The sequence below is a fragment of the Anabaena sp. CCY 9613 genome (assembly GCF_963920895.1).
Classification (GTDB): Bacteria; Cyanobacteriota; Cyanobacteriia; order Cyanobacteriales; family Nostocaceae; genus Cyanocohniella.
The window spans coordinates 351598-367004 of record NZ_CAWUDE010000001.1; the positions used below are offsets into that span (position 1 = coordinate 351598).

The 15407-nt window shown below is 41.8% G+C and carries 14 protein-coding genes; 5 read left to right on the forward strand and 9 right to left on the reverse strand.

Features of this window, described 5'->3' with window-relative positions:
• The first annotated feature begins 20 nt into the window (after positions 1-20).
• Positions 21-509 (forward strand): hypothetical protein, encoded by a 489-nt coding sequence (locus ACM0OT_RS01500; protein WP_414562098.1) that lies wholly within the window; start codon positions 21-23, stop codon positions 507-509.
• 220 nt (positions 510-729) lie between these two features.
• On the opposite strand, the gene ACM0OT_RS01505 is transcribed toward ACM0OT_RS01500, so the two are convergent.
• The gene (locus tag ACM0OT_RS01505; RefSeq protein WP_414541741.1) at positions 730-1203 is read right to left on the reverse strand and encodes a TspO/MBR family protein; all 474 of its coding nucleotides are present in this window, start codon (positions 1201-1203) and stop codon (positions 730-732) included.
• Between the two features lie 251 nt (positions 1204-1454).
• On the opposite strand from ACM0OT_RS01505, the gene ACM0OT_RS01510 reads away from it, so the two are divergent.
• Complete coding sequence (locus ACM0OT_RS01510; protein ID WP_414562099.1) at positions 1455-2033, forward strand: DUF3611 family protein; 579 nt, start codon at positions 1455-1457, stop codon at positions 2031-2033.
• A gap of 93 nt (positions 2034-2126) precedes the next feature.
• On the forward strand, positions 2127-5045 hold the full coding sequence (gcvP, locus tag ACM0OT_RS01515; RefSeq protein ID WP_414562101.1) for an aminomethyl-transferring glycine dehydrogenase: 2919 nt from the start codon (positions 2127-2129) through the stop codon (positions 5043-5045).
• A gap of 39 nt (positions 5046-5084) precedes the next feature.
• Here the strand turns inward: gcvP and ACM0OT_RS01520 are convergent, their stop codons facing one another.
• Entirely contained in the window at positions 5085-5423 is a 339-nt protein-coding gene (locus tag ACM0OT_RS01520) for a hypothetical protein (RefSeq protein ID WP_414562102.1), read from the reverse strand.
• Positions 5424-6470: 1047 nt separating this feature from the next.
• Here ACM0OT_RS01520 and ACM0OT_RS01525 point away from each other — a divergent pair.
• A complete protein-coding gene (locus ACM0OT_RS01525; protein ID WP_414562103.1) occupies positions 6471-6836 on the forward strand; it encodes a Lin0512 family protein in 366 nt (121 codons plus the stop codon).
• Positions 6837-6895: 59 nt separating this feature from the next.
• Here the strand turns inward: ACM0OT_RS01525 and ACM0OT_RS01530 are convergent, their stop codons facing one another.
• Positions 6896-7177 carry a hypothetical protein gene (locus ACM0OT_RS01530; RefSeq protein WP_414562104.1) on the reverse strand — a complete coding sequence of 94 codons (282 nt, stop codon included), beginning with the start codon at positions 7175-7177 and terminating at the stop codon, positions 6896-6898.
• A 166-nt stretch (positions 7178-7343) separates the two neighbouring features.
• Positions 7344-9110 carry an arginine--tRNA ligase gene (argS, locus tag ACM0OT_RS01535; protein ID WP_414562106.1) on the reverse strand — a complete coding sequence of 589 codons (1767 nt, stop codon included), beginning with the start codon at positions 9108-9110 and terminating at the stop codon, positions 7344-7346.
• A 374-nt stretch (positions 9111-9484) separates the two neighbouring features.
• Between argS and ACM0OT_RS01540 the strand changes: the two genes are divergently transcribed.
• Positions 9485-9694, forward strand: coding sequence for a hypothetical protein (locus ACM0OT_RS01540; protein WP_414562108.1), 210 nt, complete (start codon positions 9485-9487; stop codon positions 9692-9694).
• A gap of 2 nt (positions 9695-9696) precedes the next feature.
• Here ACM0OT_RS01540 and ACM0OT_RS01545 read toward each other — a convergent pair whose 3' ends face one another.
• The 5 genes from ACM0OT_RS01545 to ACM0OT_RS01565 form a co-directional block, all read right to left on the reverse strand.
• Positions 9697-9963, reverse strand: coding sequence for a hypothetical protein (locus ACM0OT_RS01545; RefSeq protein ID WP_414562110.1), 267 nt, complete (start codon positions 9961-9963; stop codon positions 9697-9699).
• A gap of 305 nt (positions 9964-10268) precedes the next feature.
• Positions 10269-11297: a 2-hydroxyacid dehydrogenase gene (locus ACM0OT_RS01550; protein ID WP_414562112.1), complete on the reverse strand. Its 1029-nt coding sequence runs from the start codon at positions 11295-11297 to the stop codon at positions 10269-10271.
• A 146-nt stretch (positions 11298-11443) separates the two neighbouring features.
• Complete coding sequence (locus ACM0OT_RS01555) at positions 11444-12547, reverse strand: HAMP domain-containing protein (RefSeq protein WP_414562114.1); 1104 nt, start codon at positions 12545-12547, stop codon at positions 11444-11446.
• A 44-nt stretch (positions 12548-12591) separates the two neighbouring features.
• Complete coding sequence (locus ACM0OT_RS01560; RefSeq protein WP_414562116.1) at positions 12592-13260, reverse strand: response regulator transcription factor; 669 nt, start codon at positions 13258-13260, stop codon at positions 12592-12594.
• Positions 13238-14863, reverse strand: a complete 1626-nt coding sequence (locus ACM0OT_RS01565) for a sensor histidine kinase (protein ID WP_414562118.1) — start codon at positions 14861-14863, stop codon at positions 13238-13240. Before ACM0OT_RS01565 ends, ACM0OT_RS01560 begins: the two co-directional genes overlap by 23 nt.
• Between the last annotated feature and the right edge of the window lie 544 nt (positions 14864-15407).

Consider the following 15407-nt stretch of genomic DNA (forward strand, 5'->3'; position numbering starts at 1 on the left):
AGTGTCCTTGTTTACTACAAATGCCACCTAAAATAACTAATCCTGTTACATGGCAGCAGGCTGAACTCCTCATGCAACCTGCTTTTATTCGTGTCGTCGATAATATTCGCAAACATCTTGATGCATCTTCTTGGAAGGGAACTTATCACGATGTACTAATTTGGCCAGCTAGCACTACTGATGAAATGAAAGCTTTGGTGACTCACCTGTTACAAGAAATGGAAACTGCAACATCGGAACAAGTAGATGAAATCAGAGAAACTCTTGCCGATTTGCCAATGCCCCATCCAGGATATCATCTGCGTTTGCAACGTCAACAGCAAGACACAAGTATAGATTTGTGGGAGCTATGTTATCAAGTGTGTTTTCTAAATTACACTCCCGACAGTGCAACTGCCAATATTGATACTAGTTTAATTGACGAGGCTGGGGAAGTAGATTGGCAACGCTTGGAAGAGAAGACTAAGGAGTTGGTTGAGCAAGCGTTTGCTAATTTACCAGATAATTAATCCGTGCTGAGTGGTCAGTTATACTAAAATGCCCCAGAAGAAAATTTTGGGGCTACAGGAATCCAGATTTTTTGTTCGTAGTGAGCGATTTATCGCTTTCTTGCAAGTCCTTCAAAATCAGCGATCGCACAGTGTCTACTTTGAAAACTGTAGTTTGTAGTCAAGATTATGAGATTGCTTCCTGGCGTCGCCATGACAAAAAAGGATGGATGAGGTTTAATTAAACATCTTGAGGATTGAGGCGCATCATTTGCCAGGTGGTATAAGTACCAATGGGACTCCACAGTAAATAGGGAACTAGTAATAGTGCAGCCCAACCAGAAATAGGTAAGACTGCAAGTATCAAGATCATACAAATAATCAAACCTGTGCCGCCCAGAATCGTACCCACTCGCAGACTACGTAACCGGAACATGACAGGTGTATAAGCAATAGTGACAATTTCTAAGAGTAAATATAAGCCCATTAATAACCAAGTGCTAGTGGTTCCTGGGTTACTTTCCCAAATAATATAAGCTGACCAAGCACCGCAAATAAAAATTACAGTCCAGATAATGGGAATTGCTGCTTCAATGGTTAACCATCGGGGTCTTTGTAAGTGCTTGAACCATTGGCGATCGCTTGGTGTAATGAAGTTAGCCGCCAAGGCAATCAACAAAGCTACACCCCCAATCACCATCCAAGATCTAATCATGCCCCTTATCCTTTGCGATTTGCTGCCTATGGCTTAAATATCATGTTTTCTAGGAGTATTTTGTCAATTAAGTGACTAATGAAGCATCATCCCAGAGTTTGATAACTGAGGCTGGGGATTAGAAACAAGGGAGGATTTTAGCCAATGACTCATGACTATCCATTTGGCGAGATTTCTGTCCTGGGATGGGCGTATATGTCAGGTGTGTAGACATATTATTTATCATGGGGTTAAAGAAATGAATATAAAGTATGCAACCAGAATCAGAAGAGCGATCGCTCGCCACATCGCTGCATAAGCTGCATAAAATCGCCAATACTATTCGCCTGACAGGGTGGATTACTTTATGGCTACAATTGGCACTGGCACTGGTTTCTGGGATAACTTTGTTATTTGCTGCTACTGGACGTGATGCTGCTGAACAGCCAAATCCAGGCTTGGGGGTTGGCATATTTTGGGCTGTATGTGGAATTTTAATTTTGTTATTCAGCGTCTTTTGGGATTTTCGTTACACTCGCATAGGTAGACGCTTAGATAATCCTAACCCTACTCTACATCCTAGTAAGGCCGATACAATCAGAGCCATCCGCCTGGGAATTATTGTGAGTTTAGTGGGAATATTAATTACTATTGTGGGAGCTAGCATCAGTGTAAGTGTGTTGGTGGCCAAAGCTGTATCCCAACCCCCTGGTGTCGCAATTACTGACCCTAATAAAATAATTCGCGCCCTTGATGTGTTCATTGTGGTGGCTAATCTTAATGCTATTGGCGCTCACTTTGTAGGTACGGTGGCTTCTATATGGTTACTGGAAAAGGTGCATCAACATTAGAAATGGGGCTAGGTGGTATTTTGAAGTAGCAACTCCCACTTGTTGTGAGTATTTGTTGCAAAATATTAAATAGTTGCGTCTGGAGTTCCATCTGTGGTATCTCATGCCCCTCGTCCTCAATCAAGTCATCCGCAAGTGCTGAATAATAGGAGTCAAACATCAATTAATTTTGCACAACGACACATTGGCCCTAACTCTGATGAAATTCAGCAAATTCTTCAGGTATTGGGATTTCCCAGTTTGGACTCACTGATTGACCAAACAGTACCCCAGGCTATCCGGTTAAATAAAAATCTGAAGTTACCAGAAGCGCAAAGCGAGTATGCTGCACTGGCTAAATTAAAACAAATTGCTGCCAAAAATCAGGTTTGCCGTTCATACATTGGCATGGGATATTACGATTGCATTACACCTCCTGTTATTGGGCGCAATATCCTCGAAAATCCTGGTTGGTATACTGCCTACACTCCCTATCAGCCAGAAATTGCCCAAGGACGTTTGGAAGCGTTGCTGAATTTTCAAACCATGATTATCGATCTCACAGGTTTGGAAATAGCCAATGCGTCGTTACTTGATGAGGCGACAGCCGCCGCAGAGGCCATGAGTCTCAGCTATGGTGTTTGCAAAAATCAGGCAAATGCTTATTTTGTTGCTGATGATTGTCATCCCCAAACTATTGATGTTTTGCAAACACGGGCTAAACCTCTAGGTATTAATATTATTGTCGGTGACCATCAGACGTTTGATTTTGATCAACCAATTTTTGGGGCAATTCTGCAATATCCTGCCAGTGATGGTACTATTTACGACTATGGTGCCTTTATTGCCAAAGCCCATGCTCAAGGTGCATTGGTAACGGTAGCCGCAGACCCATTAAGCTTAACTTTACTCACGCCACCAGGTGAATTTGGTGCTGATATTGCTGTGGGTAGCACTCAACGCTTCGGTATTCCTTTGGGGTTTGGGGGGCCTCATGCTGCTTATTTTGCTACGAAAGCAGAGTATAAGCGGCAGGTTCCTGGACGAATTGTTGGGGTATCAAAAGATGTCCAGGGCAAGGTGGCTTTGCGTCTAGCTTTACAAACCCGTGAACAGCACATCCGCCGTGAAAAAGCTACGAGTAATATTTGTACTGCACAAGTATTATTGGCTGTTATGGCCAGTATGTACGCAGTTTATCATGGTGCAGCTGGATTGAAGGCGATCGCCCAAAATATCCACCAGCAAACGGTGATTTTGGCACATGGATTAAAAAGACTAGGTTACACAGTTAGTTCTGAGTCTTTTTTTGATACGTTGCGCGTCGAGTTAGGCACATACTCCATTAAAGCAATTCTGGAAGCTTGCCAAGCCCGCAATATTAACTTGCGAATTTTCGATGCCACTGCTGTGGGTATATCCTTAGATGAAACCACCACGCCAGAAGACTTAATTGACCTCTGGCAAATTTTCGCAGGTACAGATAACCTCCCCTTCACCCTAGAAGAATTAACTTCTCCCTCGTCCCACCTCTTTCTCCCCCGTACCAGCGACTACCTCACCCATCCTGTTTTTAATCGCTATCATTCAGAAACAGAATTATTGCGTTATCTACATCAGCTAGAAACTAAGGATTTATCTTTAACTACGTCCATGATTCCCTTGGGTTCATGTACCATGAAGCTGAATGCCACGGCTGAGATGATTCCTGTCACTTGGGAGGAATTTGGCAAGATTCATCCTTTTGCCCCTTTGTCTCAAACACGGGGTTATCAAATTCTCTTTCAGCAACTTGAAGCGTGGTTAGCTGAAATTACCGGGTTTGCGGGAGTTTCTCTCCAACCTAATGCTGGTTCTCAAGGAGAGTACGCAGGACTTTTAGTAATTCGCCAATATCATGCAAGTCGTGGGGAAACACACCGCAATATTTGTTTGATTCCTACCTCAGCACATGGGACAAACCCAGCTAGTGCAGTCATGTGTGGTATGAAGGTGGTAGCAGTTGCCTGTGATGAAGACGGTAATATTGATGTTGATGATTTAAAAGCCAAAGCAGAAAAGCATAGTCATGAACTAGCTGCTTTGATGGTGACTTATCCTTCAACTCACGGTGTCTTTGAGGAAGCAATTCAAGAAATTTGCGCCGTGGTGCATGAACACGGTGGACAAGTTTATATGGATGGGGCGAATATGAATGCCCAAGTGGGTATTTGCCGTCCTGGTGATATTGGTGCAGATGTTTGTCATTTAAATTTGCACAAAACTTTCTGTATTCCTCATGGTGGCGGTGGCCCTGGTATGGGGCCTATTGGTGTGGCGGCTCATTTGGTGCCGTTTTTACCTGGACACCCGGTGGTGGGGAATAGGGAGAAGAAAATTTCTGATTCTCAGCGGATTGGTGCGATTGCAGCTGCGCCTTGGGGTAGTGCTAGTATACTAGTGATTTCGTGGATGTACATCGCCATGATGGGTGCCGATGGTTTGACGCAAGCAACCAAGGTGGCAATTCTTAATGCTAATTACATCGCGCACAGGCTGAGTTCTTATTACCCTGTTTTATACAAAGGCAAAAATAATTTAGTTGCCCATGAGTGTATTTTAGATTTACGATCACTCAAAAAATCAGCAGGCATCGAAATTGATGATATTGCCAAGCGGTTGATGGATTATGGTTACCATGCGCCCACTGTTTCTTGGCCTGTAGCGGGGACTATTATGGTGGAACCCACAGAAAGCGAATCTCAGGCAGAATTAGATCGTTTCTGTAATGCCATGATTGCTATTCGTCAAGAAATCGCGGCAATTGAATCTGGCAAGATGGATATTCAAGATAATCTCTTGAAAAATGCACCTCATACGGCTGAAAGTTTGATTGTCGGGGAATGGAATCATCCTTATTCGCGGGAACAAGCTGCTTATCCTGCGCCTTGGACTCGTGAACACAAGTTCTGGCCTAGTGTAGGGAGAATTGATGCGGCTTTTGGTGACAGGAATTTTGTGTGTTCTTGTCTACCAATGGATGCTTATCAATAGGATCGCTGTAGGCAGGTACAATGTACCTGTCTAAGAACACTAATCTTCATCCAGCGCCGGAAACGCCTCCTCAAAGTGCCACAGTTCATCTTTATTGTCGAGAAACCAGATCCGAGTTTCGGGAGTTAATTGACTCCAGATGATATCACTAGGAATATGGGGAGAGGCATATTGATATTGTTGACCCAGTGCCTTCAAATTTTGTTCTACATCATCGGGAACACCAAAATCTTGCCAGTCAATTTCTAAATGTCTGCCTGCGAGTCCCGCAGTAGGGTCAAAAATTAACTGAGCAGCTCTGATTAAATCAGCAAAATGTTTCGGTTTAAGACTGGCTATTTGCTGAACCTGGAGTGATTCGTTATGCTCTTGAGACATTGTTACTTGAGTGGTAAAAATTGGTCATTTGTGGAACTTATAAGAAAGACGCTGAAAACACCTGAGAAACAGCAACATTGTGGCGTTTTTCGGACTTTAGGCAGGTGATGAAAGCTAGCTGCACCCTTGAGGGTGTTTTGATGTTAAACTGATTTGAACAGGAAGGGTAATCAACCTGTATAAAAACCCAATGTTGCCTAACGGCTCTACGCTGCACCTTGACAATTGAAAATATGGGGTTCTATTCCATAGTTCTAGCTCAATACCAGGAATAGGTAAAATTTTCATGGGGACTAGACAACCAGTATTTACACTCAAACAAATTTTGGAGTCATCCAACTACGGTAGGGCATACCGAAAGTTAACGCTTGAGGAGAGAACCACCTCTGGGTGAGATACCGCAAGGAGTTTCATCTAAGTGGACTCGTTGAATCAAGAATCTCCGTGGCTTTAGCCGGGAGAGTGTCAATGACAGAGATTTTTACCCCAATGCCTCTATTTTAGCGCAGAGCTTTTCCGGTGGATAATTTGCCGAAAAATTAAGTATTTTGGCTGTTAAGCTTGTTTATTTTGAGAACTACTGTAGTTTGCCGTCAAGATTATGAGATTGCTTCCTGACGTCGCAATGGCAACAACTGCACTGTTCACGATGGACGAGGTTTAAAGTCACAGGATGGCAGAACAATAGTGTAATTGAATACATTGTTTACTAAAAAACCCCTTTAAAGATTTATTTTTATTAATTTTATAAATAATCTTTTTAATCAAAGTAATAATTTACTCAGAGAGCAATCTCAACTAAATTGTTAGAAAATATGTAGATTTATGATGATATAAACAACTGTGTTATAGCTAAGATTTTCCTGATGAATTTACCTGAAACGTGAGATTTTTTTGCAAAAAACTACTAATTGGAGGTAATGGAAATGATGGGACTATTTTGGTTTTTGGTTTGCTGCTTTTTTTGGCTCATTGGTTTGAGTTTATTAGCAGAGATTTGGTTCTCTGAGGAAGAAGAACAAATTTAAATATTTACAGGAGATGGCTGTGGCTCGTAAACGTTTGATTATTGAGATGGGGATGGGAATAGATCAGCATGGACAGGAACCAACAGTAGCAGCAGCTAGGGCTGTACGCAATGCGATCGCTCATAATGCCTTACCTGGTGCGTGGGAAGTGGCTGGTTTAAGCGATCCTGATGAAATGATTGTGGAAGTTCAAGTAGCCGTTCCCTATCCAGAACAAGTCAGGGAAGCCGAAGTACTAGCTGTACTGCCATTTGGCCGCAAAACCCTGACTGTAGAATCTGGGGGGATGGTGGTTCAAGGACGAGCTATTTCCTCTCTCAACGATAAAAATGATGAAATGTTGATAGCTGTAGCATCTGTGACAGTTTTGGTGGAAAACACATAATTGTGTGATTTAAAATTGCTTTAAATTGCCACCAGACATCGCCCATGAGCAAAACTAATTTATTTGGAAGCATCTTCTGGTTCTTGTGGCAATAGCTGATCCAACTTATGTTCAATTGCTGACAGTTTCTTGAGAATAGTGGGGCGATCGCCATCAAGAGAAACGAGTAAATTAGCCATTGTCTCTTGGATATTCATTAGCCGTGCCATTGCATTTTGCAGTTGTACCATTCCTTCCCTAAGTTCTTGCCGTTCCTGTCGAGCATCAGCTATTTCATCTAACATAGCTTGGGCAGTTTTAGCATTACTCTCCATTAATTGTTTGATTTCTTTATCATTCATGGCGATCGTGCTTTGAGGTTGGGGATATTACCCATAATAAAAGCAAGCGTCACCATCATTTGACACAAGCTAACAGGAATGACCGCCAAAACGTCAAGGAAACACAACAAAAAACCTTCACGTTACCTTCGTACCTCTTGGCGTTAAAAAAATTAATATTTTTCTCCTACATCCTCTCTAAAACCTGAATCCCCAACAAAGACAATCCCAACCGCAAAGTTTTAGCCGTCAAATCACATAAAACCAAACGAGAAGTCCTTAATGGTTCCTCCGCCTCCAGCACTCTTACCCCTTGATTACGGTCATAAAACTGATTAAACTTCTTACTCAATTCATACAAATATTCACACAACCGATTAGGTAACAAATCTTGTTCTACCGCACTAATTACCTCATCTAATTGCAGTAAATACTTTGCCAGTGCTAATTCTGTTTCATGCTGTAACAAAACTTGAGCATGATCTCCCAACTCCTGAAAATTAATCCCACCCTTACGGCTAATTCCCTGAATCCGCGCATAAGCATACAGCATATAGGGTGCAGTATTGCCCTTAAGATCCAGCATTTTGTCGTAACTAAAAATGTAGTTACTTGTACGGTTTTGACTTAAATCGGCATATTTAACCGCACTAATACCAACTACCTGGGAAACTTCATTAATAAATTCTTCTGTTTCCGTGCGTTCTTCTTCTTCTAACCTAGCTGCTAAATCTGCACGGGCCCGAATCACTGCTTCATCTAATAAATCTCGTAACCTGACTGTATCACCAGAACGAGTTTTGAATTTTTTGCCATCTTCTCCTAATACCAAACCAAAGGGAACATGAACTAATTCCACATCATCAGGAATCCATCCAGCTTTACCTGCTACCTGAAAAAATTGAGCAAAGTGATTTCCCTGTCCCGCGTCTGTAACATAAATTATCCGCTTGGCTTCATCTTGTTGGATGCGGTAGCGTAAGGCTGCTAAATCTGTTGTGGCGTAATTATAACCACCATCGGATTTTTGCACAATTAAAGGCAAAGGCTCACCTTCTCTGTTGGTAAACCCTTCCAAGAAAACCACCTGAGCGCCTTGATTTTCTTCTAACAAACCAGATGACTGTAAATCTTCTACCACTGTTGGTAGTAAAGGATTATAAAAAGATTCTCCCCGTTCGGTGACTTGCACATTGAGCAAATCATAAATTACCTGAAACTCTCGCCGGGATTGTTCACATAATAGTTTCCAAGCGTGGAGTGTATCGGTTGCACCTGCTTGTAATCTGACAACTTCCTGTCGTGCTGTTTCTTGAAAAACTTCATCTTCATCGAAGCGCTGTTTAGCTTTGCGGTAGAAGCTGACTAAATCTCCAATATCTAAAGCATTGGCAGTAGTGAGGGCTTCCGGGTAAACTTCCCGCAGATAGGTGATTAACATGCCAAACTGCGTACCCCAATCACCTACGTGATTTAAGCGCAAAACATCATGTCCTTGAAATTCCAAAATTCTGGCGATGGAATCACCAATAATTGTCGAACGCAAGTGTCCGACGTGCATTTCTTTGGCAATATTCGGACTGGAAAAATCGACAATTTCCCGTTTTGGTGTTTTAGCAGCTGGGACTCCTAGCCGAGCATCTGCTTGAATGGCGTTGAGTTGGGCTTCCAGGTATGCTGTTTGGAGTTTCAGATTAATAAAACCGGGCCCAGCTATTTCTGGCTGTTCACAAATATCAGATACATCTAATTTCTCAACAATAGCAGTAGCGATCGCTCTTGGTTGCTGTCCTAACTTTTTACTCAACGATAAAGCCACGTTCGCCTGATAATCACCAAATTTAGGATTACTCGCAGCCACCAAAATGGGATCGACTCCAGCGTATTCAGTGCCAAAAGCAGCCGCCAAAGCCTGGGCAAATTTCAGTTTTAGTTGTTCTTGTGTAGCGTTCATATTGTCAATTTTATCTGTTCGAGAGGGCTATGGGCTGCCTGATGGTTAGACGTGATTTCAGACCCGATTATTTTGGCCTGAAAATATATTCACACAGTTACAGTCATCGCGTGTACACACAAGTCTGAAAATTACACCACACACTTGGGTTGGTTTTCTCACTCCCATTTGTTGGCTCACTCTCAAAGCCTGTCATTTCCAATTCGCAATTGTTCGTTCCTGTCCCCAGCCACCGCCCAGAATGCATGGTATCTGCCGTATTTAGTTAAGAAAAGATTATTGAATATACAAATTTTCGTTAAAATAAGATTAACTATCGGCTCTTACTTGTATAATTTTATTCTTATAAAATCAAAAACCTCTAGGAGAAATAATTGTATACCTCCAAGAATATTCAAGTAGGGAACAAAGTCTTGATTCTCCGTCCAGCGTACGTAATCGGAAAAGTTGGCGTAGTTTGTGGTGTAGAGTCAAATTCCCGAAATCAAACGAGTAAGCGTTGGATTATTCAAATAGAATCTGAAAATATGATGGTGTCACTCACTCCAGATGAATTTCAGGTGCTTGGCTCAGAATTTCAATAATTTCAGGATGATATTGGTGGTTCTTGTTGGTTCCCAATTCCTAGTTCTTTTTTACTGCGTTTTAACTGTTTCCAAAGAGCTTTAATTCTTTTATAAGCCTGTTGGGGAGTCAGTTTTCCAGATGTTTCTAAACTGGAGATGTAGCCAACTTTTTGAGCAAACTCTTGGAGATTGGCGTTAAATACTATGTTGTCTGGATGAAAATGACCATAGTAGCGACTCCGAGGGTAAAGAAAATTATTTTTACCTTCCTGATTAGGCTCTGCCATCAGTTCACCCCCAATTAACTATTTGTCGTTGATCATAAGTCAACCAATTGCACAATTGGTGTGACAGTCATTACAACATACTCTGCTTTTAGGATCTAATTTACGGGAATTACAGAATTTTCTGCCAAATTGGCAGTTAAAATTTTTTTATCGGTTTTACAAAACTTACATGAGTTGGGGGAGACAAGAAAATAATTTTAATGGTATTTTTCTTTTCCCCCTGTCCCCCTGCGCCCCTGCCTACACAGCGTAAAGCCCTAACGGGCATAGCTGCGCTTACCGCGTAGCGTCCCGTAGGGATTTGATTATTTTTTTAATTGGAAGTCCCTTGGGGTTTGCGGTTGAGCGCTGATTTCGTTGGGGCAGGGACGATTATGTTCAATGTCAGTAATATTATTAAAGGTTGTCTCTGCAATATTGTGGAGAGCTTCTTCGGTAAAAAAGGCTTGATGTCCCGTAATTAATACATTGGGAAAGGTTGTCAGGCGTTGGAAGACATCATCTTGAATGATTTCGCCAGATAAATCCTCAAAAAACAAATCCGATTCCTGTTCGTAGACATCCACGCCCAAAGAACCAATTTTGCGTGACTTTAGTCCTTCGATGACTGCCTGGGTATCAATTAATGCGCCTCGGCTGGTATTAATTAACATCACTTTTGGCTTCATTTGTTCTATGGACTCGACATTAATCAAGTGATGAGTTTCCGGCGTCAGGGGACAATGGAGGGAGATGATATCAGAGTTAGCAAATAACTCAGGCAACTCTACATATTTTCCACCCATTGCTGCTAATTCTGCATTGTGATACACATCATAGGCGAGTAAATGACAGCCAAAACCTTTCATAATCTGTCCTAAAATTAGACCGATTTTGCCAGTACCAATAATCCCGACGGTGCGTCCATTGAGGTTAAATCCCAATAGTCCTGAGAGGGCAAAATTACCTTCGCGGACACGGTTATAGGCATGATGAATTTTGCGATTGAGGCTTAAAATCAATCCTACTGCATGTTCTGCAACCCCATAGGGTGAATAAGCAGGGACACGGACGACTTTAATACCCAAATCTGCGGCGGCTTGTAAATCTACATTGTTAAATCCGGCACATCGCAAGGCAATGAGGCGAGTTCCTCCGGAAGCGAGAATTTCTAAAGTTGGAGCATCAACCAGATCATGTACAAATACACACACAGCCGGAAATCCTGCGGCTAAGATAGCGGTGCTTTGATTCAAACGGGGTTCAAAAAAAACCAACTCATGTTGAATGGGAGAATTTGCAGCTTCTAAAAACTGTCGGTCATAGGCCTTTGTACTGAAGACTGCTACTTTCATGCCAAACCTCAGGCTATTGCTGCATATTTTTCCCATACATGATAGCTTGCTGGTTACAAGAGCGATCGCATCTTCCTATGACTGCTATTGTTGCTAGCTATGGGTGCGAAGATGGCTGTGGGTAGTTCCATCGCTAAAGCAAAACTTTAGGATTTGCTCTGAATACTTTGCTCAGTTGCTCCTAGTTGAGCTTGAGTACGCCGCAATTCCTCTAATGCTGCTTCTAAGCTGAGATTTTTTTCATTTAACTCTCGTGTGCGGGCCCGGACTTTTTCTTCTAGAACCTGGCTGTATACTTCTAGCTGTTCGTTGGTATCATGTTGGACTTGAATGAATTGCTGAACTTCCTGGATGAGACGATTCAGAGAAGCAGCTAAGATACCAACTTCATCATTAGTCATGACGGGTGCTTGCAAGTCAAAATTAGATTCCTCTGTCACCTGTTGGGCAACATGAGTAACTGCTTGAATGGGACGGGCAATGGCGCGACTAGTGTAAATTGCCAATAATGTAGCGATGGCAATTGATAGTGACAGACTGCCTAAAATAATGTTGAGGCGCAATTTTTCTGCCCTTTGCAGTTCCACATTGGCTTGCTGATACTCCTGGGTAATCACTTCCACAAGGTTAGTAATGTCATCTAGAAAATCATCAATCATGAAAACTGATGAGCCATGCATGAAATTGAATAGTTGCGTTTGTGCTGTTCTAATTTCGTTTGATGATAATTGACTGGGATTATTATTCTTAAATAGAGATTCTGTGCGCTCTAAGTAAGCATCAAAGCCTTTATGGGTCTGCAATAAGCGGTGAACTGCTTTTTGTTCGATTACAGAATCATATATGATGCTGTTTTCAGTGCTGTAGTTAGCCTTGAAATCAAACCAAACTTGTCTAGCTTGCTCAACATACTTCAGTAACTGAGTATATTGTTCTCCCCATCTTGGTGGTTGATCCATGTATAAAATCAACTTGTGTTGATTGGTGCGAACCCGAAACACAATGGTTTTCAGTTGATACATCTGATATAACTGTTCAATGGCTGCCTCTTTCCGTTGGTGCGCTTGTCGCTGGTAATGATCTGCAATCAAAAAACCGATGCTAGTTCCCAGTAAGACAACGCTTAAAAGCAGTCCATATCCCAGAGCAATTTTTTGACCAACCTTCAGATGTCTGAACCAATACCTCGAACTCAAGGGGCTTTTTGACTGGTCAACAGCCAGTTCATCAAAGTTATTGTGCTGTTTCATAATCAATCAAGACTTAGATGAACTTGAATCCGTTCCAGTGGGTATTAAATCCGTAGACGATAGCCCATACCTCTAACAGTCTCAATGATTTTGCTACCTAGTTTTTTGCGGAGATAACCGACGTATACATCAACAATATTAGAACCTGGGTTATAATCGTAACCCCAAACGTGATCTAACAGTTGTTCTCGACTGATGACTTGTCCCGGATGACGGCAAAACATTTCTACCATTGCAAATTCACGGGCGGGTAGTTCAATGAGGCGATCGCTTATCTTAACTTGTCGAGTTCGTAAATCAAGTACTAGGTTACCGGATCTCAGGGTTAAGTGTGTAGCATCTCTGACATTTCTGTGGCCTCGCAACCGCAATCTTACTCGCGCCAGGAGTTCTTCAAATCGGAAGGGTTTGGTGACATAATCATCTGCTCCTCCTTCTAGTCCAGCAACTTTGTCGTTAATGTCGCTACGGGCAGAAAGGATAATTACTGGTAGGTCTTCGCCCTGTCCCCGCAGTTCTTGAAGTACTTGAAATCCATCTTTGCTAGGTAAACCCAAATCCAAAATTAATAAATCAAATGTGCTACTTGCTACCACATCTAGTACATTTTGTCCATCTGTCACGACTGTGGTTGTAAATCCCTGCGATCGCAATCCTTTTTGGATAAACGAGGCAATTCGGGATTCATCTTCAACGATGAGAATGTTGGGCATGGGCACTGATTTTTTGCGGCGGATCGAGGGGTAAAACAATAGTAAACATCGAACCTTTTCCTAATTGACTGCGAAGTAATACTTGCCCGCAGTGAGACTCGGCGATCGCTCGCACGATGGATAGTCCTAACCCCGCACCCTCAGAACGACGGCGACTGTTGGAAGTTCGGGCAAAGCGCTCAAAGATCCGTTTTTGATCGACAAGGGGAATGCCTTCGCCTGTATCGCGTACCCAGAAACGCACCTTGCCTTTGGCGATCGCTGAACCTATGGCAATAGTATCATTGTTGTTTGTATGCTGAGTAGCATTTTGTGCGAGATTCATCATGGCTTCGGTAATTCTTTGGCGATCTACGACAATTCGACCTTTGGCCACAGCATCTAGTTGCCAGTCTCTTTCTGCTAGTGCTTGAGCTTTGCAAAATAACTCTTGGGTTAACTCTGCCACATTGACTGTTGTTAACTGTAAAAAGTCTGTGCGTTCTGCTTTGGCTAGCAAAATTAAATCATCAACTAAACGACTCATGCGGTCTAGTTCTCCTATCACCAATGCCAAAGTTTCTTGTTGTTCTTGGGGATCATCTCCCATGAGTTCCAAATGTCCACGAATAATGGTGATGGGAGTTCTTAGTTCGTGTCCCGCATCGTTCACAAATTCACGTTGGGTAGCAAAGGCGGCTTCTAATCTATCCATCATTTCATTAAATGTGCTAGCCAGTTCTCCTAGTTCTCCTCTACCATGAGCCGGTAAACGCTGAGTTAAATCTGACTCACTAATGGCATGAGCGGTAGTAATGATTGTCCTTAAAGGAGCCATGATCCTCCCCGCCGCTAACCAAGCTAAGATTAATGACACCACAAAGACTAAACTAGAAACTTGAATAATCACGCGGACTGCTTCTAGTGCTTGTACTCGTTGCCCGGCAGTATTATGAGCAACAACAAACACTCCCCGTGTTTTTTGATTAATGGCAATGGGTTCTACTGTGTAAATAATTTTATTACCCTCAGGAGTGAAAAATTCTTGTTCGTCCTGTTCTGCTTGGGTTTGTGTTGCCCATTGTTTCATGAGTAGTGAGTCTGTGGCTAATTGTTTGGGACGAGCGCTCGGACTGGATTTGTAAAATTCACCATCAATAAAAGTAATGAAATAGGTTTCATCTTCGGGTATGCGATACAACAGATAAGCTCGAAATAGCTTCATTAAATCTTCTACAGATTTGGAAACAACGATTTTTTCTTGTTGCGAGAGTAACCAATTCTGCTGTGATTCAATGAGCATTTGTTGTGGGTCATCATCAGTGGTTGCATCCGCTGGAATTATGCTTGTACCGCTAATTAATGCCCGAAAAGCTATCATGTCTGCTTTTATAGCCTGACGACCACGTTCATCAATACGCTGGTAGAGCTGATAGCGAAATGCCGGAATGGCAATGAGAAATGTGATTCCTAAAATCAGTAAGTACCAAAGCAAAATCCGAGTGCGTACTTCTCCTAACACTTGCTGCCACAATGTCAGCCCTTGCGGGATGTTGCAGATAGAAAAGCGTTCAGTAAAGCCGAGCCGGAGGCGTTCGTGTAGACGATTTATTGACCTGCTCATTTTTCATCCTTGTGGTTTGCAATTGTTTAGATGCGTATCTTGTTTATTAAACTTAAAAAAATTGCATTTAATCCATTCAAGTTAATTTCGCCCATTTAATTTTGGCAGTAGTTGTATCACTATTTATGACTTATACATAATGTTTTGATTGAACTAAATCGAGCAAAATCACCTTCTTCACTAATGTTTTAATTTCGGCTGAATCCTGGTAATTAGTTTAGTAATAAAACATGAAAAAATTCTCATCTAAATTTCATGCAATTTTTATATTAAATTGATATGCTATAAAATATCGTTTAACTTTTGTTAATTTTTTAATAACCTAGTCTTAATTTAAATCTTTTAGATAAACCGCATAAAAAGGAGAAAAAACAGTTTTTGTCAAACAACAGGATATCTCTCCTAAGAGATCCATCAGTCATCGTTAGAAATTTATCTCATTAAATTCGATGGATAGAGCGATGTTGGCAATCATTTGTCAGGCTAAGTTCAGTAATAATCAAGTTGATTTTCTGAAAAAAGTGTTTCCTCAATTTGTCAATTG

Coding starts and splice junctions, on each gene's coding strand:
- ACM0OT_RS01565 (WP_414562118.1), bottom strand. CDS start 14,863: ATGAGCAGGTCAATAAATCGTCTACACGAACGCCTCCGGCTCGGCTTT.
- ACM0OT_RS01550 (WP_414562112.1), bottom strand. CDS start 11,297: ATGAAAGTAGCAGTCTTCAGTACAAAGGCCTATGACCGACAGTTTTTA.
- ACM0OT_RS01505 (WP_414541741.1), bottom strand. CDS start 1,203: ATGATTAGATCTTGGATGGTGATTGGGGGTGTAGCTTTGTTGATTGCC.
- ACM0OT_RS01560 (WP_414562116.1), bottom strand. CDS start 13,260: ATGCCCAACATTCTCATCGTTGAAGATGAATCCCGAATTGCCTCGTTT.
- ACM0OT_RS01545 (WP_414562110.1), bottom strand. CDS start 9,963: ATGGCAGAGCCTAATCAGGAAGGTAAAAATAATTTTCTTTACCCTCGG.
- ACM0OT_RS01520 (WP_414562102.1), bottom strand. CDS start 5,423: ATGTCTCAAGAGCATAACGAATCACTCCAGGTTCAGCAAATAGCCAGT.
- ACM0OT_RS01500 (WP_414562098.1), top strand. CDS start 21: ATGCCACCTAAAATAACTAATCCTGTTACATGGCAGCAGGCTGAACTC.
- ACM0OT_RS01510 (WP_414562099.1), top strand. CDS start 1,455: ATGCAACCAGAATCAGAAGAGCGATCGCTCGCCACATCGCTGCATAAG.
- ACM0OT_RS01555 (WP_414562114.1), bottom strand. CDS start 12,547: ATGAAACAGCACAATAACTTTGATGAACTGGCTGTTGACCAGTCAAAA.
- ACM0OT_RS01530 (WP_414562104.1), bottom strand. CDS start 7,177: ATGAATGATAAAGAAATCAAACAATTAATGGAGAGTAATGCTAAAACT.
- argS (WP_414562106.1), bottom strand. CDS start 9,110: ATGAACGCTACACAAGAACAACTAAAACTGAAATTTGCCCAGGCTTTG.